Raw genomic sequence first — 21,242 nt, 5'->3', positions numbered from 1 at the left:
ACAAAACTAATAACGAAATCAGGATTATAAAGCCTTATAAATATACTTCTGAGCCTGAGTCTGATCTGACGTTGGATAATTCATAGAATCATAAAGATACGTATAATCACCAGGTATTACAGGACCAGCCGTACCGGGAACAGGAGAAGGAAATACAATATTGAAGCTCTTCAGGTTATTAGCAGATAATGCAGGGAAATTAATAGGATGCACCAGGCTCCACATTACAAAAAATGTTCTTGGCAATGTGTTGTAAGGATTAATTTTATTATCGTAGGCACTATAAGTATATGTTGTCGTTAAAACTGTTGCAGACAAATCGGGGACACCTGCTGCATTGGTAATCCCAGCTTCTGTTACCATTTTTGTTATATTATCTCCGGTATTGGTAAAATTATAGTTGGTAAATTGAGTGTACGTTGAGCCAGACTTCTTCTTTTCGACGATCTTTGTCATCTTCCCCGCGCTATCATACGTGTAGGTGTATTCACTGTTGAAGTTTGGTATACTGCCAATCATCGTAGCACCAGTTGTATAATTGATCTTTCCACCCGAATCGTACGTGATATTGAAGTCGTAGCTTAAAGTATTGGCCGGAGCTCCGTTTACTTCCTGAGCAAATTTCACTCTTGTAATTTTCCCTGAAGTATATGTTGCTGTTCCAACGAAGAAAGAAGTGGGGCCGCTTGCTTCTTTAAAAATAGCTTTTTCCAAAACATTTCCGGTCGTTACAAATTCCTGATTCGTCACATTGTTTATTACAATCTTGTGCAAAATTCGAGGTCCGGTAATTGTAGGCGTGCTTCCACCACTACTTCCGGGATTATTGGGACCATTGAGTGTATTATTAATAGGATCAGCCGTTGTATTGTCGCAAGAAAGCAGAAAGCCAAGAAGCAGAGTCGCTACTCCTGTAAGAAAGTTGTTTTTGGTCATAAAGTTTTTAGTTTTTTAGTCTCGCAAATATAATTTATTTTCATTAATACAGGATTTATTTTAAAATTTTAATAAAAAAAAGTCTAAAATTTCTTTTAGACTTTCACAATTGATATTTTATGGTATTAAATTCCTAAAATAGATTTCAGCAAAACATTCACCTCATCTACATTCTTTACTTTATCTTTTCGCATCATCAGATTATTTCCTTCTTTCCCTGCTTTTTCTTTTAGCTGAGCTTGCGCTGGATTTTGCGTGAGGTAAGAAATAATATGCCTGAATTTATCGGTCTGATAAAATTTATCCTGCGGATTTCCTGGGAAGTAGCCTAAGAAAATTCCGTTTTTCATTACAATTTTCTCGAAACCAATTTCGGCGGCCAACCATTTTAGTGCAACACTTTTCAGTAAGTTAACAGCTTCACTTGGCAAATTCCCAAAACGGTCTTTCAGTTCAGATTCAAATTTCTGAAGATCTTTTTCATTATCTATATCAGCTAATTTCTGATACAGCAAAAGCCTTTCTTCGGTACTCGAAACATAAGAATCCGGAAGCATCAGCTCCAGATCAGTATCGATATTGACCTCTTTTACCGATTTGAAAAGTTTATTCCGGTCTTCTTCATTTTCAAAAAGATTTTCAAAATCTTCATCATCTTTCAGTTCTTCAAGTGCTTCCTGCATCATCTTCTGATAGGTTTCGAACCCCATTTCATTGATAAATCCGCTTTGTTCACCGCCCAATAAATCTCCGGCACCACGAATTTCCAAATCTTTCATCGCAATCTGAAAACCACTTCCCAGATCTGAAAACTGTTCAATTGCTTCCAGTCTTTTTCTGGCATCAGACGTCATCATATCAAAAGGCGGCGTAATCAGGTAACAAAATGCTTTTCTGTTGCTTCGCCCAACTCTTCCTCTCATCTGATGAAGGTCTGCCATTCCGAAACGTTGCGCATCATTAATGAAAATTGTATTCGCATTCGGAACATCTACTCCACTTTCAATAATCGTAGTTGCAACCAAAACATCATATTTTCCATCCATAAAATCGAGGACATTCTGTTCCATTTGCTTCCCTTCCATTTGTCCGTGTGCGGTAATAACTCTAGCGTCGGGAACCAATCTTTGGATCAAGCCTGCAATATCTTTCAGGTTTTCAATTCTATTATTGATGAAATAAACCTGCCCGTCACGCTGCAATTCATAAGAAACCGCATCACGAATAATTTCTTCGCTAAACCCAATAATATTTGTATCAACCGGCTGTCTGTTTGGCGGTGGGGTTTTTATCACCGAAAGATCTCGTGCAGCCATCAGAGAAAATTGCAATGTTCTCGGAATTGGCGTTGCAGTCAATGTCAAGGTATCAACATTGGTTTTCATCGTTTTGAGTTTATCTTTTACCGAAACTCCAAATTTATGCTCTTCATCAATAATCAGTAAACCTAAATTTTTAAATTTAACTTTATCTGCAGCCAACTGATGTGTCCCGATAACGATGTCAATTTTCCCATCGTCTAATCCCTGTAAAGTTTCATTTTTTTGTTTCGCCGTTCTGAAACGGTTTAAGTACGAAATGTTCACTGGGAAATCTTTCAATCTTTCTTTGAAACTTCTGTAATGTTGAAAAGCCAGGATGGTCGTTGGAACCAAAATTGCAACCTGCTTACCATCTGTAGCCGCTTTAAACGCAGCACGAATGGCAACTTCTGTTTTTCCAAAACCCACATCACCACAAATCAAGCGATCCATCACTCCTTCATCTTCCATATCTTTTTTGACATCCAATGTTGCTTTTTCCTGATCGGGAGTATCTTCATAAGCAAAACTTGCTTCCAACTCATTTTGAAGATAAGAATCTGGTGAATATTGGAATCCTTTTGCGGTTTTTCTTTCCGCATATAATTTGATTAAGTCAAAAGCAATTTGCTTAACTCTCGCTTTGGTTTTTTGTTTTAATGATTTCCAGGCAGGAGAACCGAGCTTGCTTAGAACAATCTCTTTTCCGTCGGGACCATTGTATTTAGAAATTTTATGAAGCGAATGAATACTTACATAAAGCAAATCTCCATTTTTATAAGTCAATTTAAAACATTCCTGAATCTTTCCATCATTGTTTACTTTTACCAATCCCATAAATTTTCCTATCCCGTGATCGATGTGGGCAATATAATCTCCGACTTTCAGCGACATCAGATCTTTCAGCGTTAACTGCTCAGATTTAGCAAATGTATTTTTAGATTTATATCTTTGGTAACGGTCAAAAATCTGATGATCGGTATAGACCAAAATTTTATGATCAGGATCTACGAAACCTTCATGAAGTTCAGATTTAAAACTTTTAAAAGCCAGCTGATGTCCCAATTCATCAAAGATAGACACCAATCTGTCTTTTTGTTTTTCTGTGGAAAAAGAGATCCAGATATCAAAACCTTCTTCTTTTTTCTCCTGCAAATCTTCAATCAATAACTGAAAATTCTTGTGAAACGAAGGTTGAGCAGTTTGATTGAGCTTTATTTCAAGAGATTTTATTTCTTCGATTCCGACACTGCTAAAATCTATGGTTTTAAATTTTTTATAATCAAACAAAAATTCCTGGTCAGAAATAAATAATTCCTGTGGACTTCTGTGTGCAATATCCTTATTTAAATTATCAAATTTTTCTAAAGATTTTTCGTAAAATGTTCTCAGCTTCTGAAGGCCAACAATTCCGTTTCTTGAAATAACCAAACTGTCTTTAGGCAAAATTTCAAGAAAAGAAACTCTTGTTCCCGAAACTGAAAAATTCATATTAGACACCAATTGAAAACCTTCTACTTTATCAACCGAAAGCTGAGTTTCTATATCAAAAGTTTTAATATTCTCCACTTCGTTTCCGAAGAAAGTAATACGATAAGGTTTTTCGTTGGAATAAGAAAAGACGTCGACAATTCCACCACGTACAGAAAATTCTCCCGGTTCGGAAACAAAATCAGTTTGGTTGAATTGATAATGATTCAGCAATTCATCCACAAAATCAAAGTCGAGCTGATCGCCGGTTTTAATATGATGAGAAATGGCTTTAAAATCTTCCTTCTTCAATACTTTTTCAGACAAAGCGCCAATATAAGCCACGATAACTTTTGGAGATTTTTCTGAATTTATTTTATTTAAAACCTCCGTTCGCAATACCAAATTGGCATTCTGAGTTTTTTCAACCTGATAAGGCTCCATGTGAGTGGCAGGAAAATAAAGTACACTTTCTTTTCCCAGCAAATCTTCCATTTCGCTGTTGATGTACAACGCTTCTTCTTTGTCATCAACAAGAAAAAGAACCGTTTTTTTGTGAGTAAGAAATAGCTCGGCAGCAAAAACCGAAGCTGAAGAACCTGCACTTCCTCTTACAGAAAGATGCGGCTGCGTATCAATTTGTGTGAAAATTTCCTTTCCGAATTCATTCTTTAGTAAATCGGGAAGAAATTTTTCGCTGATATTTTTTAACTGCATAAATAATGTAGGTATAAAACGACAAAATCGATTTCGGGAGAGCTCCGAAACCGTTTTATTTCCTCAAAGGTACGTTATTTTTTATTTTTAAGATTTACAGAACGTAGTCAAATTTCAATCCAAAAGAATCGATTTCTTAATATCAACACAAAATATTCTAAAAAAAGTTAAAATTTTTAATCACTTCATTTTGGGCACAATCTTTGAAAATTGTTATTCAAGTAAACCAAAAAATAAAATATTATGAAAAATGTATTCAAGATTTTAGGAGTTTTCGTACTTCTATTTACCGCCTTTTCACTATCGTCGTGCCGAGATGACGACGACCCGGCTGACAACGATTTCTTCGCAGGAACTTACAAAGGAAGTGTAGGGTATACTGATGGCAGTAATAACATTTCTACCGACAATGGTGAAGTATTCGTTACAAAGATTGCAAGCGGAACTAAATATAACTTTAGATTCTCTAGCGGAATTCCTGATCTTAACGGGTTGGAATTTGAGAAACAAGGTGACAACACTTTGGTAATGGTGAATTCTAATGCGCTTGTTTATGTAAGAATTGACAACAACGAGCTTAAGATGCTTTATACCGTAGACGGTAAAACTTGGAGAGCCAATTGTACAAGATAAATCTAACAACTATTCATTCATATGTTTGCCCGTTTCCAAATTTGGAAGCGGGCTTTATTTTTATAAATATCAAATTAATTATTAAAAACCGCTTTTCATTTTAATATTTTACTTAACTTTATGTAAACAAAAAGCAATCAAATAGATATGAAAAAATTTCTTACCGCAATGTCTGTTATTTTAGGACTAGGATTTGCGACCGCTCAGCAAACTGTTCCCGCAACAAAAACTGCAGTAAAATCTACAACGACAAAAACTGTAAAACCCATAAAAGCTGCTGAAACCAACACTGCAAAATCAGCGACAAAACTCAAAAAAGACGGAACTCCGGATAAACGTTATAAAGAAAATCAAAAGTTGAAAAAAGACGGAACTCCAGACAAGAGATACAAAGTAAACAAGTAAAAAACAACGTATAGTTGTAATTTCATAATCAAATTTTCAATTAACCGATGCCTAGATCATCGGTTTTTTTGTTTTAAATCTTAAAAAAATTCAGCGAATTATATACTTATTTATAAATTTGAACCATGTTAAACTTTCTAAAGAAAAATGCAGCACTGATTTGGGCAAAAAAACATGTTCAAAAAACTGAAGAATTTAAAAAAAATGCTGAAGAAAATCAGGCGAAACTCTTATTATCGCTTATTGACACGGCCAAAAAAACTCTTTTTGGAAGAACATACGATTTTGAAAACATCAGGTCTGTAGAAGAGTTTCAGGCAAAAGTTCCTGTTGCGGATTATGAAGATCTGAAACCTTACATAGAAAAAGTAAAACGTGGGCAACGTGATATTTTGTGGACCGAAACTCCCGAATATTTTGCTAAAACTTCGGGGACAACTTCGGGTTCCAAATACATCCCAATTTCTAAAGAAGGTATGCCGTTTCAGGTAAAAGGCGCTCAAAGTGCACTTTTCCATTATATTGCTAAAAAAAATAATGCCGATTTTGTAGGCGGAAAAATGATTTTTCTACAGGGAAGCCCTGAGCTTGAGGAAGTTTTCGGGATAAAAACCGGAAGGTTATCAGGAATTGTAGCGCATCACATCCCCAATTATCTGCAAAAAAACCGATTACCTAGCTGGGAAACCAATCTGATAGATGATTGGGAAACAAAGGTTGATAAAATCGTAGAAGAAACCGAGAAAGAGAACATGACCTTAATTTCGGGGATACCGCCTTGGCTGATCATGTATTTTGAAAAACTCATTGAGAAAAACGGAAAAAAAATTAAGCAGATATTTCCCAATCTACAACTAATTGTCACAGGCGGTGTCAATTATGAGCCTTACCGCGAAAAAATGGAGGAACTTTTAGGTGACAAAGTAGATATTGTACAAACTTTTCCGGCTTCGGAAGGATTTTTTGCTTTTCAGGATGATTACACCAAAGAAGGCTTATTGCTTTTAACGAATCATGGAATTTTCTATGAATTTATTCCGTTGGAGCAGTATGGAAAACCTGACGCTCAAAGATTAACGTTAAAAGATATTGAACTCAACAAAGATTATGCCTTGATTTTGACGACAAACTCCGGTTTGTGGGCATATTCTATTGGTGATGTTGTCCGCTTTATCGATAAAAATCCACACAGAATTTTGGTAAGCGGAAGAACTAAACATTTCACCTCAGCATTTGGCGAACACGTGATTGCTTTTGAAGTGGAAGAGGCTGTAAAAGCTACTGTAGAAAAATTATCAGCACAGATTACCGAATTCCATTTGGCTCCGCAAGTAAATCCGGAAGAGGGTTTACCGTATCACGAATGGTTTATTGAATTTGAAAAAGAACCTGAAAATTTAGACCTTTTTAAGAATGAACTTGATGATCAGTTGAGAAAACGCAATACATATTACGATGATTTGATCTCGGGAAATATTCTGCAAAAACTTCACATTTCTACACTTAAAAAAAATGCCTTTCAGGAATATGCAAAATCTGAAGGAAAATTGGGGGGTCAAAATAAAATACCAAGATTGGCCAACGATAGAAAAATAGCAGCAATACTTGAAGTTTATAAAAAATAGTAACTCAAAAATCCTATTCTATGAAAATATTTTTTTCTCTTGTAGTACTTATCTCAATAGTTTCCTGTTCTTCGGTAAAATACAGCGCAAAAGAAAATCCGGATAATTACAAAAATATAAAAGCAGGGAATAAATATACTTTTTATCAGTCAGACGGCAGTAAAATCCCGATGACGATAAGTTCGATTGCAAAAGACAGCATTATCGGAACCAGAAAAAAAGAAAGAATTTCTATTGCAAAGACAGATATTAAAGAAATAAGAAAAGATAAAACAGCAATTGCCGTCATCGCAACGAGTGGAGGAATAGCCGCTGCGACAGTACTAATTGTAGGAATTTCAAAAGCGACAGATGATTTAGCAGATACCGCAGCAGCATTTGGAAGTGGTTTAAATTAATCGACGCTAAATAATTTTTAAACACAAATTTTCTCCATTATTCAGTTTAATATTACAAAAAAAGTGAGATTTTATTTTTTAATGAAAACGTATATTCAAAAAAAATTATAAATTTGGAAAACTAAAAAATTATAATGAAAGCATCTGTACTTTTAAAATCATCATTATTAACGTCTTTATTTGTAATCTCATCTTGTGCAACAACAAAGTACAGCGAAGATATTGCACAAAACAATTACTCGAACCTTGAGGCTGGTAAAATATACATCGTTACTCACAAAGACGGTACCAAGAAGCAGAAATTTTTATTCCGTAACGTTGATGGAGATAACATCATCGGTACAGCCGGGAAAAAAGACAGTACTGAAGTGATCATTCCTAAATCTAATGTTGCTGCCGTAAAAGACAGATCCAGAGCGAGAGTTGCCGGAGGTGCTGTTGTCATTGGTGCCGCTGCTGCTGCTGCCATTGTTGTAAGTTCTCTAAGAGCCGACTAAAATAGACACTATCTTTCAAAAGGTATTTTATTTATCATTTGAAAATCGAAAATACTGATAGCCCTAAATAAATTTTTAGGGCTATTTTTGTAGCATGATTTCACTATTACCGCTCAAAACATTGCAAAATGTAGAATTCAGAAATCTTCTTACCGGGAGATTTTTTGTTGTTTTAGCCTTCAGAATGCTCGCAACTTTACTTGGATGGTGGGTTTATCAGTTAACAAAAGATCCTTTTTCGATCGGACTTATCGGACTATCGGAAGTAATTCCCGCAGTAAGCTGCGCATTGTATGCCGGACACGTCATCGATATGAATGAAAAGAAAAGACTGCTATTGATTTGTAATTATGTATACGTTTTTCTGATCAGCTTACTGATGATTCCTGCCTTTTTTGACGTGGAACTTCATTTTACAGGGCACGAAATCACCTACTTCATTTATGGGGTTATATTTTTCACCGGAATTGCACGAGCTTTTATCGGACCCATTGTGCCGTCTATGATTCCTAAAATTGTGAAGAAAGTGAATCTTCCGAGTGCGATTACTTTAAACCAGGCGACATTCTTGATTTCTTCTGTCTGCGGTCATGCCGCCGGAGGGTTTCTTATCGGTTTTTTTGGTGTAAAATGGACTTTATTGGTTATTGTGTCTCTGCTTTTAATTGCTTCACTTTTTTTCTGGCAGCTGAACAAACAATTTTCTGAGCATAAAAAAGAGGAAATAAAAGTTATGGAAAGCATGCGTGAGGGCATTTCGTATATTTTTAAAACTAAAGAAATTTTAGGAGCCCTTTGTTTAGATATGTTTGCTGTACTTTTTGGAGGTGCCGTTGCCATGATTCCTGTATTTGCAACAGATATTTTAAAAACAGGAGCAGAAGGTTTTGGGTTGCTTAATGCAGCGTCAGATATCGGTTCAATGATTATCATTACTACATTATCACTGGTTCCTTTACGAAAAAACCAGGGGAAAATTCTGTTGGTGGTCGTTGCAGGGTTTGGGTTATGTATTATCGGTTTTGGATTGTCGCATTATTACTGGCTTTCATTTATGTTTTTGGTACTGAGCGGCATGCTTGATGGCATTTCTGTTGTTATACGAGGAACCATTGTACAGCTCAAAACACCGGATCATATTCGTGGAAGAGTACTAAGCGTTAACTCAATTTTCATCATGTCGAGCAATGAAATGGGGCAGTTTGAAAGTGGCTTAATGGCGAAGCTTTTAGGTGTTGTAAGATCAGTAATTTTTGGAGGAAGCATGACCGTATTAATAGCAATAATTGTTGGTTTAACGAACTCCAAATTGAGAAAAATGCAATATTAAATGAATTATGTCGTTTTACTTTGATACATAATAAAACTTAAATGTAAGATTAATAATTTCTCTATATTTGTATTTACAAATTTTTCTAAAAATGAAAAAAACTCTACTCTTTTTTTTACTGATTACATCCCAGATAATTTTTGCACAATCCAGCTCAGACTGTGGCGGAACTGTGCAAGTCTGCGGAAATACGCCTATTTCTTTTACTCCTACCGGACCCGGAGATATTAAAGAAGATCTGGGTGGATGCATGACTTCTGATGAGCACTTTTCTATCTGGTATACGTTTACCATTGCTACATCAGGAACGTTAACCTTTACTATTGCACCCAACACCTTGTCTAATGACTATGATTGGGCATTATACGGACCCAATGTATCGTGCAGTAGCTTAGGAACACCGATACGATGCAATTATTCTGGTACCTCTGGTAATACAGGATTAAATTTCACGAATACTAATACTACATCTGATGCTACACAATCACCATTTTGTTCATTTTTGAATGTTGTGGCAGGAGAAACTTACTACATTGTTGTTGATAATTTTTCACAATCTGCTAGTGGATTTGTATTAAACTGGGGTGGAACAGCAACTTTAGTATCACCATTTAATTCAGCGTTCCAGCCAAATCCATTTATTCCACCTGGAGATCCGGGAGCAGCACCAACAGATCCTAACGAAGTGATTGTTTGTACTGAGCCTCCTGTATTTGATTTCAGCACATTATCGACAGGAATTATAAACGGTAACCCAAACTTTATAGTTTCATATTATAAGAATTCTAATGATGCAATTAGTGGAAACAATCCTATTTTGGGTCCTATCCCGGTAAATACGACAGATGTTTACTATTATGTCATTACATATTCTGATCCAAGCGCACCTGGAGGAGCCATCAGCAGATGTAGGCTACCCGGCACATTTAAATTTGTACAACGCGCCATTAATGTTGTTGATGCTACTTTAACGAGCTGTAACAATAACAACGCAGGAACCGCAATGTATGATTTAACTACAGCAAATGTGATCAATGACCCTACGGTTACAAAGAAGTTTTACCCTTCACTTTCTGACCTAAATAACGGAACCGGACAAATCAGCAATCCCTATCAATATGTATCTGCAGTAGGATCTGTTTTTGTTTTGGTTACTTCACAATACGGATGTACAGACATAGCAGAAATCAAGTTGAATTTCTATCCGGAGATCATTGTTACTGAAGCTACGTTGAGATCATGTTTTATAGAAACTACTCCAACATTAGGACAGTTTGATCTAACAGACGCAACGGTTAACGGGCAAACGGGCATGACTAAGAAGTACTATCCTTCAATGGCTGATGCCGTAAACGAAACTAATGAAATAGTGACTGCAAATACTTACATTGCTCCGACGGGATATGCTTATGTGAGAGTTTCTAATGGTGAAGGATGTTACAATGTAGCCAAAGTAAATCTGGTTGTTATTCCGCCTGTTTATTCTACAGTTCTGGTAGATAAAATTATTTGTGCAGAAGACAAAACCACTTTAGATGCAGGTGCAGGATTTGACGGTTATCTATGGAGCACCGGTGAAACTACTCAAACTATATCAGATGTAGGAGTAGGTACGTATTGGGTAAAATTGAAAACGGGTGACTGTATCGCTAGACAAGATGTAAAAGTGTACGCTTCAGAGCAACCTGTTATATCAAATATTGAAATCTCAAACAGCACAATTACCGTACACGTAATTGGTGGAACGCCTCCTTACCAATACTCAATTGATAATATAAACTGGCAGGATTCTAATGTTTTCACTAATATTTCTAGAGGTGATCACACTGTTTTTGTTAAAGACAACTACGATTGTGTGCCTATTCAGGTAAATGTCGTGGTTCCAAATATTACAAACGTGATCACTCCAAATGGAGATGGTGTAAATGATGTAATAGACTACTCTGCATTATCCGGAAAACAAAACTTAGTTCTAAGTATTTTTGACAGATATGGATCTAAAATCTATCAGGCCGATAAAACTAATGGTTATAAATGGGATGGCACAGCAAATGGAAGCAAGAAAGCACCTACAGGAAACTACTGGTATTCAGTAACCTGGAACGAAAACAATAAACAAAGTACACCAATCAAATTCTCTGGATGGGTATTATTGAAAAACAGGGAATAATAATGAAAAAACAACAAAAAAGCCGTCATATAAACGGCTTTTTTTATTTAAGGTAACATAACGCTTAATTAATTAAATTTTTGTTAAATTTGTAATTAAAATCATTTGGAAATGAGAAAACTACTACTTTTTTTTATTTTAATCACTTCACAGCTATATTATTCCCAGTCAGATTGTATCACTGCGATACCTGTATGTGGTAATTCTGATATATCTTATAACTCTGATACTAATGGCAGTATTATTGAACAAACTTCAGGAAGCTGCCTAGGCCTGGAAAACCATTCTGTTTGGTACGTTTTTACCGCTGCAACAACAGGAACAATCGAATTTACAATAAATCCTGATACTATTCCTGGTGTTACTCACTATGATTACGATTTTGCGGTTTATGGACCCAATATAGATTGCGCAACCTGGGATTTCGGAAATGCTGTCAGCTGTAATTATTCTGGGACAAGTGGTCCTACAGGATTAAGTTCTACTCAAACAGGAAGCCAGTGGAACGCTCCGCTTCAAGTAATTGCTGGAGAAGTCTATTATGTTCTTATAGACAATTATATTCCGGCAAGTAATTTAGGATTTTCTCTAACATGGGGTGGTACAGCAGCTCTAACGTCTGCTTTTAACGACCCAGCATTAACGCCTAACCCATTTATTACTCCTGGAGTACCGAATGCAACAAACCCTGCTCTTCCTAATGAAATTTTGAAATGTGCGCTTCCAATGCAATTTGATTTCACAACTTTAACATCCGGTATATTAAATGGTAATCCAAACTTCACTATAACATATCATGATGCTAATAATGATGCAATTACGGGATCGAACCCATTAACTACAACTACCATAAATGGCACAACACTTTATTATTATAGAATAAAATACACCGATCCAGCTAATCCAACTAATCCAGCCAATGGGTGTTTTCAAACAGGAAAGTTTAAATTCAAGCAAGGAAACATTGTTGCGAAGAATGCAACAATACAGGCATGTAATAACAATGGCGCAGGAACAGGAACATTCAACCTTACAACAGCAAATGTCTTTGACGACCCAACTGCGACGAAAAAATACTATCCTACATTAGCAGACCTTAATGCAGGAACCAACGAAATTACAAATCCTACAGCCTATGTATCTGCTCCTAAAACAATTTATGTAAAAGTAACTTCAGTAGAAGGCTGTACCGCTAATTCTACGATTACTTTAAGCTTTTTTCCTGTTGTGGTGGTAACACCTGCAACTTTGGAGTCATGTTTTATTGAAGCTGCAATTACAACTGCTTCTTTCGATCTTACACAAGCAAACGTAACGTCTCAAACAGGTATTACAAAAAGATTTTTCACTTCTCAAGCAAATGCCTTGGCAGGAACTAACGAAATTATTCCGGCTACAAATTATATCACGACAAGTACTGATGTCTATGTGAGAGTAACAAATACTGATGGATGTTATGCTATCACAAAAATCACATTAAAAGTTTTGCCTCCTGTAAAATCATCAGTTCTTAAAGACAAAACTATTTGTTTAGAAGATAAAACGACTCTTGATGCGGGATCAGGATTTGACGGATACGAATGGAGCACTGGTGCTACAACCCAGTCAATCTCAAACGTTGGAGTGGGTGCTTATTGGGTAAAATTAAAAACTGGTAAGTGTTTTACTCTTCAGCAAGTACATGTTTATCCTTCGCAGCAGCCTGTGATTGCAAGTATCGACATTACGAACAATACAATTACAGTAAATGCATCGGGAGGATCTGCACCGTATCAATATTCATTAGACGGTATCAATTGGCAAGATTCTAACGTGTTTACTGGTTTGCCGAGAGGTGAAAACAAAATTTTCGTAAAAGACTCATTCGATTGTAACCCTATCCAAATACAAGTTACTGTTCCGAATCTTGTGAACGCAATTACTCCAAACGGAGACAACGTTAACGACGAAATAGACTACTCTGCTTTAGCTTACAAAAAGAATTTGGTATTCGTTGTTTACAACAGATACGGAAACAAAATCTATGAAGCAGACAAAGTAAGAAACTACAAGTGGAACGGTACCTCTGGAAACAAAAAAATTCCTACAGGAACATATTGGTACACAATCACCTGGAACGAAAACGACAAAAACAGTACACCAACCAAATATGACGGATGGGTATTGGTAAAAAACAGAGAATAATAATTTTTCTTTAATCATAATAAAATCACCTCAGCAATGGGGTGATTTTTTTATTAACACTAAAGCTCACCTGTTTACCATAGTTGGGTTATGTTTTCATCAGAATTGTTAGTTACTATTTTAAAAATATTTTTTAAAAAAACTATCTTTGCACCATGGCGCAGAAAGAAACACTCTCTTCTCTTACACAGGGGAACTTTGCTAGGGAACTGTCGATTGCAGATGGAAAAATGCCTCCCAATGCAATAGATTTTGAAAGATTGGTAATAGGTACTTTTTTAATTGACAAAAAGGGGCTAGATCATTCTATTGACCTACTTACTCCGGAAGTTTTTTATGATCCGAGACATCAGGTTATATTTTCTGTTATTCTGAAACTGTACGAAGGAAATCACCCCGTAGACATCATGACTGTTATTCAGGAGATGAAAAAGACAGACAAACTCAGTTCTGCAGGCGGCGATCATTATATAATAGAGCTTACGATGGGAGTAAGTTCATCAGCTCATATCGAATATCACGTACGTGTCATTCTTGAAAAATATATTTTAAGAAGTTTAATTAATGTTTCAGCTAATGTTATAGACACTTCCTACAAAGAATCTACCGATGTATTCGAACTTCTTGATAAAGCTGAACAATCATTTTTTGAAATCACAAACGGTACCATCAAAAAAGGGTTTGACACCGCCAACACTTTGGTAAAGCAGGCCATTGACACTATTAAATCTTTAAAAGATAAAGAAGGGATCTCTGGTGTACCTTCGGGATTCAGAGATGTCGATAAAGAAACCGGGGGCTGGCAAAATTCTGACCTTATTATTATTGCTGCGCGTCCGGCGATGGGGAAGACAGCATTTATCCTATCAATGGCGAGAAATATTGCCGTGGAATACAAAATCCCAATGGCATTGTTTTCATTAGAGATGGCATCGGTACAGCTCATCACAAGGATGATTGCTTCCGAAACAAAAATTTCATCAGAAAAATTAAGAAAAGGAACGTTGGATGATGAAGAATGGCAAAGACTATTTTCAAATGTCTCAGAATTAGAAAACGCTCCTTTATATATTGACGAAACTCCTTCCCTGTCCATATTTGACTTCAGAGCAAAATGCCGAAGACTGGTAATGCAGCACGGAGTAAGACTAATAATGGTCGACTACCTTCAGCTGATGACTGCAGGAGGTGGCGGAAAAGGTAGTGGAAACCGTGAGCAGGAAATTTCGATGATTTCGCGTTCATTAAAAGCGATTGCAAAAGAATTAAATGTGCCTGTAATTGCACTTTCTCAGCTTTCGAGAAGTGTGGAAACCCGTCCCGGAAAACGACCTCAGCTTTCTGACCTTAGAGAATCCGGAGCAATTGAGCAGGATGCCGATATTGTATCTTTTATTTTCAGACCTGAATATTACAAAATTACTGTTTGGGATAATGACGAGGATGGAGCAGAAACACCTACCGAAAACCAGGCAGAATTGATTATTGCAAAACACAGAAACGGTGCCACTGCCGATGTAAGATTATCTTTCCTGAAACATTTTGCAAAATTCGGGAATATCGAAGAGGCTACCAACGGAATGGGCTACTCCAATAATCATGGCGAGCCAAGTGGTTTTGAAAAAATTAAGACTACCATTCAACCAGGAGCAGCATTTGACCTTCCGGATAGTTCTAAACTTTCAGGGTCATCGATGAACGATCTTGATGATGAAGAAGATTTTCCGTTTTAAAACTAATTCAATAAATTAATGCCGCGAACGCACGAATGTTAAAAAGAAATTCGAGTATTCGTGGCAACTTATCTTAAATGAGAATTGAAATATATACTGACGGAGCCTGCAGCGGAAACCCCGGAAAAGGAGGTTACGGCATTTTGATGCGTGTTCCCGAAAAAAGTTATCAAAAAACATTTTCTAAAGGCTTCAGAAAAACGACCAATAACAGAATGGAACTTTTAGCTGTAATCACTGCGCTGGAAAAACTTAAATCTACAGAAAACGATATTCATGTTTTTACCGATAGCAAATATGTTTCTGATGCCATTAACCAAAACTGGATATCCGGCTGGATCAAAAGAGGTTGGAAAAACGTAAAAAACCCCGATCTGTGGAAGAGATTTGTTGTACTTTATAATCAGTACACTCCAAAAATGCATTGGGTAAAAGGCCACGCAGGACATTTTGAGAATGAACTTTGCGATAAACTTGCCGTAGCTGCAGCAAACTCACCAAATCTTGAAGTAGACACCTACTTTGAAGGTTTAGAAAGTAATTCTCTATTTTGAATTAAACTAAGATAACATTTATCATATTCAACTTTTCGTTATCATTAATATTTTTTATTACAAAATAATCAATTTTTTTTACAAATTTAACAGCATACATACATTTATTAGCAAAGATTCAATATCTTTACACGTCTAATAAAAGTATCCTAATAAATGAATAAAAAATTACTGTTTTATTTTACCCTTCTTTTACTTTGTATCTCCGGAAATTTTTCTTCCCAAACTTATCAGCTTACAGGAGTTCCTATTAACACAACAGGGTGGACGATGGTTTCGCCAACAGCTTTAGGAACAGGTGGTGATTTTATTCAACTGACACCGGACACAAATAATCAATCGGGGTCGATCAGGCTAAATGATCCTATAAACCTTAAATATTGCGATAAATGGCGGGTAGAATTCGATTTCAGAATGGATTCAAACCAAACCGCAAATGGTGACGGTCTTGCATTTTGGTATCTGGCAAATCCGCCGGTAGCAAGCGTGCTGGGATCGGGCCTTGGGGTTTCACAAAATGCCGTAGGTCTTATTGTAGGGTTTGATACTTACAACAATACAACTACTGCTGTAATGAGTAAAGTGCATGTTGCCTACGGACAAGTTGCAAACACTACAGACAACAACAATGTAGAATTTTTTAACACCGCAGGAAGCTCTTTTCACTCGCCCGACATGAATACGACTCTTCCTTTTCAGGGAACGACTTACAAACATGTTGAGGTAACTGCTGAAGTAAATACATCTATTCCTAATACCTGGAATATAAAAATAATGATTGACGGAACTCAGATCTGCAATCAACCATTTACCGCATCTGGAGCAGCCGCTACAATGACTCAGGGATATTTCGGGTTTTCTGCCTCTACAGGAGGAAACAGATCGAGACATTCTATTAAAAATGTAAAAATATATACCGACAAAGTAAGTTTACTGCAACCGACTGCAACACAAACTTTTTGCCCAAATCCTTCAACAGGTTTCGGAACAGTGAATTTAACATCATTTAATTCTCAGTTTGTTGCCAACCCTGCCAACTACACTTTTACTTATTCTGTTGGCGGTACACCTATTACGACGCCTACGAATTATCAATTTAATGCCAATACTACAGTAAATGTTATCGTAAGAGACAATGCAGCTGTTCTTTGTGATAATCCGGACGGGAAAATCATCCTTACCCTTTCACCATTTACAGCAAACAACAGAACGCTTTCTGCATGTAACAATAATGGTGCGACTACGGCAACCTTTGATCTCTCTTCAGCAAATGTTACTGCTGTTCCCGGGGTGACTAAAAAATATTATAAAACATTAGCAGATCTGAATGCGGGAACAAACGAAATTACAAATCCTAATGCTTACGTTTCAGCTCCGGGAAAAGTATATGTAAAAGTGACAACGCCACAAGGTTGTACAGGAAACGCAGAGATTACACTTGTTTTCTATCCTTTGCCTGTATCCACCGATGCAACTATCGAATCTTGCTTTATTGAAGCAGTTCCGACAACAGCATTATTTAATCTTACCACAGCGAACGTTTCTACCGAAGCAGGTATTACAAAAAAGTTCTATACAACTTTGGCAAACGCTTTAGCCGGAACCAATGAAATCGTAAATCCAACAGCATATATTTCTTCATCTACAGATATCTATGTAAAAATAACAGGCACAAACAGCTGTTATATCATTAAAAAAATAACGCTTAAAGTAATTCCTCCTGTAAGATCATCTGTTTTAAAAGACAAAACGATATGTATTGACGACAGAACGACATTAGATGCAGGACCGGGATTTGATGGCTACGAATGGAGCACAGGAGCTACAACTTCATCTATTACCGATGTAGCTGTGGGAGCCTATTGGGTAAGATTAAAAACAGGAAACTGTTATACACTGCAAGCTGTAAATGTTAAATTTGCAACCAGCCCAGTTATTTCTAGCATAGACATTACCAACAACACCATTACAGTGAATGTTTCTGGTGGAGTTGCTCCCTACAAATATTCTTTAGACGGCATCAACTGGCAAGATTCTAACATATTCACCGGCCTTCCGAGAGGTGAAAATAAAATTTTTGTAAAAGATTTTTATAATTGTGAGCCAACACACATTCAGGTAACGGTTCCCAATCTTATTAACGCAATAACGCCTAATGGTGATAATGTAAACGACTTTATCGATTATACAGCTCTTGCTTACAAGAAAAATCTAGTCTTCACCGTGTATGACAGATATGGAAACATGAAGTATCAGGCAGACAAAATAAGAAATTACACCTGGGACGGAACTTCCGGAGGTAAAAAATTGTCAACAGGTACTTATTGGTACTCCATAAGCTGGACTGAAAATGACAAAAACAATACACAGACAAAATACAACGGATGGGTATTGGTAAAAAATAGGGAATAGTCCCAAGAAAGCACCACTACCATTAAGTGGTGCTTTTTTAAATCTAAAATCTAAAAAATTTGCCGACTAAAGCATGACTTATATTACTACTATACTAAGTACTTCATTGCTATTACCAACCCGGAAAATATATATTAAAATAAAAAAACGATAATCTTACCAAACAACATCTTAAAGTTAAACAATGAAAAAAATTTTACTCCTCAGTTTTTTGTTCGTTTTATCAACCATTAACTCAAATTTAAGAGCTCAGACTTATCAACTTACAGGCTCACCTGTAATTAATACTACAGGATGGGACATCGTTCCCTCGGCATCTGCTACCGGCGATTTCGTACAGCTTACTTCAGATCAAACCAGTCAGTTTGGTGCCATAAAGCTTTCTAATCCTATCAACCTGAAATATTGTGATAAATGGAAAGTAGAATTTGACTTTCGAATAGACGGAAACGGAACAACCTCGTATGGTAGAGGCGATGGTCTTACATTCTGGTATCTGTCTAATCCCCCAACAGCATTCACAACCGGAGGCGGACTGGGAATTCCTGCAAACGCAAACGGATTGATGGTTGCATTTGATATATTCAACAATTCTACAGAAGGACAGATGAGCAAAGTACACCTTCTTTACGGCACCAATAATGTACCTGCCGGAAACCCGAATATCGAATATAATACAACGGCAAATAGTACTTTTCACTCTCCGGATCTTAACCCAACTCAGCCTTTCGTTGGCTCTACTTACAAACATGTCGAAGTAAATGGTGAAGTAGATCCTGCAAATATTAATAACTGGAGAATCCAAATCAGAATAGATGGCGTACTGATTACAGACGATTCTTATGCTCCCGCCGGCGGTGCAATCGGTATGACGCAGGGTTATTTCGGGTTTTCTGCAGGAACAGGAGCTGCAAGTGCAAGACATTCTATTAAAAATGCTAAAATTTTTATTGATAAAGTTCCAATTTTACAAAACAGCATCACTCCATTTGTGTGTACCAACCCTGCAACAGGAAACGGGTTTGTAGATTTAACGTCTTATGCAAATCAGTTTGTAAATAATCCTGGAAATTACATTATTACTTATTATGTCTTGGGAAGCTCTACGCCAATTGCTGTGCCTACAAACTTTCAATACTCAGGAAACACAACGATCTCGGTAGTCATAAAAGACCCTTCCTCTACATTATGTGATAATGGTGATGCAAGAATTATTTTAAATCCAAGTCCTTTTGCGGCTGATGATGTCACGATAACAGCCTGTAACAATAACAATGCAGGAGTTGCCTATTTCGATCTGAGTACTGCTGCAGTAACTACTTTACCCGGCGTTACAAAAAGATATTATCCTACCCTTGCCAATCTTACAGCGGGAACTAATGAGATCTTAAACTGGTCAAATTACCCTTCAGCAAACGGAGGAACAGTTCATGTAAAAGTTACCACTCCGCAAGGATGTACTGATAATGCGGTTATTACCCTTAATCATTTCCCGGTAGTTGTGGTAAATGATACTTCCTTACGATCATGTTTTTTGGAAACCGATGTTTCCATGGGATCATTTAATCTAACCAATGCTACCGTAACCACACAGACAGGAATAACAAAAAAATATTACCCATCATTGCAGGATGCCATTAATGCAAGTAACGAGATTGTAACGACCAATCCTTATATTGCTCCCAATGGATTTGTGTACATTAAAGTAACCAATGCGAACGGTTGCTATGCAATTGCAAAAGTGACCCTAACTGTAATTCCGCCGGTATATTCTGCGGTTTTAAAAGACAAGACCATCTGTATAGAAGATAAGACAACGTTAGATGCAGGTACAGGCTTCGATTCGTACTTATGGAGCACAGGAGCAACAACTCAAACTATTTCTGATGTTGGCGTAGGAACTTATTGGGTAAAATTAAAAACTGGAGATTGCACGGCGACTCAAAATGTAAAGGTATTTGCATCAGAACAGCCTGTGATTACGTCAATTGACGTATCGGCAACGACAGTTACCGTATATGCCAATGGGGGAACTCCTGCTTACCAATATTCTTTAGATAATATAAACTGGCAGGCTTCCAATATATTCAAAGGACTTTCTAGAGGAATCCATAAAGTTTTCTTGAAAGACTCGTATGATTGCGAACCGATGGAAGTAGAAGTTACCGTTCCTAATATCATTAACGTCATCACACCAAACGGAGACGGCCGCAATGATGTTATAGATTACTCTGCATTGGGAAGCAAAATAGATTTAACATTTAATATCTATAACCGATACGGAGCTAAACTTCACCAAGGTGACAAAACCAATAATTACACATGGGACGGAACTGCAGGCGGAAGAAAAGTTCCTACAGGAAGCTATTGGTATTCTGTAACATGGACTGAAAACAACAAAACCAAAACTCCGGTAAAACTATCCGGTTGGATTATGGTAAAAAACAGAGAATAATTTTTTTCAAACTATACTTAATTTTAAGGATCTGTCTCATTCGTGAGATGGATTCTTTTTTTATAGGTGAACTAAATCCTGAGAATTTTGTTCATCAAATTAGAAATTAATAACCTCAGTTTGGGAAGATATCTTATAATAGTTTTTAAATCATTAACGCAAAGATTTATAATTAAACTTTCTATTTTAGAAAGCAAAAGGCAAATAAATTTGCTTCGCAAAGTTTGAGCAAAAGCTTTATAAATCAACTTCTTGATTCTTCTTTGCTTACTTTATTATAAAAAAATAAAATTAATCTTTGCATTAAATATATAATAGTCTAAAAGTTAATATTTTCGATTATCCTTTATTGTTATAAAATGATTCTATTAAAACAAAAAACCACTGCAAATGCAATGGTTTAATAATTCATTTAAAGATTT

General features: G+C 36.5%; 14 protein-coding genes. 12 read left to right on the top strand and 2 right to left on the bottom strand.

The features are described 5' to 3' along the window. Positions 1-24: 24 nt before the first annotated feature. Both EG358_RS02970 and mfd read right to left on the bottom strand, forming a co-directional pair. Positions 25-936, bottom strand: coding sequence for a hypothetical protein (locus EG358_RS02970; protein ID WP_076557271.1), 912 nt, complete (start codon positions 934-936; stop codon positions 25-27). 125 nt (positions 937-1,061) lie between these two features. Beyond that, positions 1,062-4,424: a transcription-repair coupling factor gene (gene mfd, locus EG358_RS02965; RefSeq protein ID WP_076557269.1), complete on the bottom strand. Its 3,363-nt coding sequence runs from the start codon at positions 4,422-4,424 to the stop codon at positions 1,062-1,064. A gap of 243 nt (positions 4,425-4,667) precedes the next feature. Here mfd and EG358_RS02960 point away from each other — a divergent pair, with 243 nt between their 5' ends. The 12 genes from EG358_RS02960 (at position 4,668) to EG358_RS02905 (ending at position 20,820) form a co-directional block, all read left to right on the top strand. Further along, complete coding sequence (locus EG358_RS02960) at positions 4,668-5,057, top strand: hypothetical protein (RefSeq protein ID WP_076557267.1); 390 nt, start codon at positions 4,668-4,670, stop codon at positions 5,055-5,057. 147 nt (positions 5,058-5,204) lie between these two features. Beyond that, positions 5,205-5,462: a hypothetical protein gene (locus EG358_RS02955; RefSeq protein ID WP_076557265.1), complete on the top strand. Its 258-nt coding sequence runs from the start codon at positions 5,205-5,207 to the stop codon at positions 5,460-5,462. 125 nt (positions 5,463-5,587) lie between these two features. After that, positions 5,588-7,087: a GH3 auxin-responsive promoter family protein gene (locus tag EG358_RS02950; RefSeq protein WP_076557263.1), complete on the top strand. Its 1,500-nt coding sequence runs from the start codon at positions 5,588-5,590 to the stop codon at positions 7,085-7,087. 20 nt (positions 7,088-7,107) lie between these two features. After that, entirely contained in the window at positions 7,108-7,485 is a 378-nt protein-coding gene (locus EG358_RS02945) for a hypothetical protein (protein WP_076557261.1), read from the top strand. A 134-nt stretch (positions 7,486-7,619) separates the two neighbouring features. Further along, positions 7,620-7,982: a hypothetical protein gene (locus EG358_RS02940; protein ID WP_076557259.1), complete on the top strand. Its 363-nt coding sequence runs from the start codon at positions 7,620-7,622 to the stop codon at positions 7,980-7,982. Between the two features lie 94 nt (positions 7,983-8,076). Continuing rightward, positions 8,077-9,312 (top strand): MFS transporter, encoded by a 1,236-nt coding sequence (locus EG358_RS02935; RefSeq protein ID WP_076557258.1) that lies wholly within the window; start codon positions 8,077-8,079, stop codon positions 9,310-9,312. A 91-nt stretch (positions 9,313-9,403) separates the two neighbouring features. Next, a complete protein-coding gene (locus EG358_RS02930; protein WP_076557256.1) occupies positions 9,404-11,482 on the top strand; it encodes a T9SS type B sorting domain-containing protein in 2,079 nt (692 codons plus the stop codon). 111 nt (positions 11,483-11,593) lie between these two features. Further along, positions 11,594-13,666, top strand: a complete 2,073-nt coding sequence (locus tag EG358_RS02925) for a T9SS type B sorting domain-containing protein (protein ID WP_076557254.1) — start codon at positions 11,594-11,596, stop codon at positions 13,664-13,666. A gap of 155 nt (positions 13,667-13,821) precedes the next feature. After that, on the top strand, positions 13,822-15,399 hold the full coding sequence (dnaB, locus tag EG358_RS02920; protein WP_076557252.1) for a replicative DNA helicase: 1,578 nt from the start codon (positions 13,822-13,824) through the stop codon (positions 15,397-15,399). Between the two features lie 77 nt (positions 15,400-15,476). Next, positions 15,477-15,953, top strand: coding sequence for a ribonuclease HI (rnhA, locus tag EG358_RS02915; RefSeq protein WP_076557250.1), 477 nt, complete (start codon positions 15,477-15,479; stop codon positions 15,951-15,953). A 156-nt stretch (positions 15,954-16,109) separates the two neighbouring features. Further along, a complete protein-coding gene (locus EG358_RS02910; protein WP_076557248.1) occupies positions 16,110-18,365 on the top strand; it encodes a T9SS type B sorting domain-containing protein in 2,256 nt (751 codons plus the stop codon). A gap of 184 nt (positions 18,366-18,549) precedes the next feature. Further along, positions 18,550-20,820 (top strand): T9SS type B sorting domain-containing protein, encoded by a 2,271-nt coding sequence (locus EG358_RS02905; protein WP_076557246.1) that lies wholly within the window; start codon positions 18,550-18,552, stop codon positions 20,818-20,820. Positions 20,821-21,242 lie beyond the last annotated feature (422 nt).

Origin of the sequence: Chryseobacterium indoltheticum (assembly GCF_003815915.1) — a bacterium.
Classification (GTDB): domain Bacteria; phylum Bacteroidota; class Bacteroidia; order Flavobacteriales; family Weeksellaceae; genus Chryseobacterium; species Chryseobacterium indoltheticum.
This window is presented reverse-complemented; position numbering and strand designations above follow the sequence as displayed.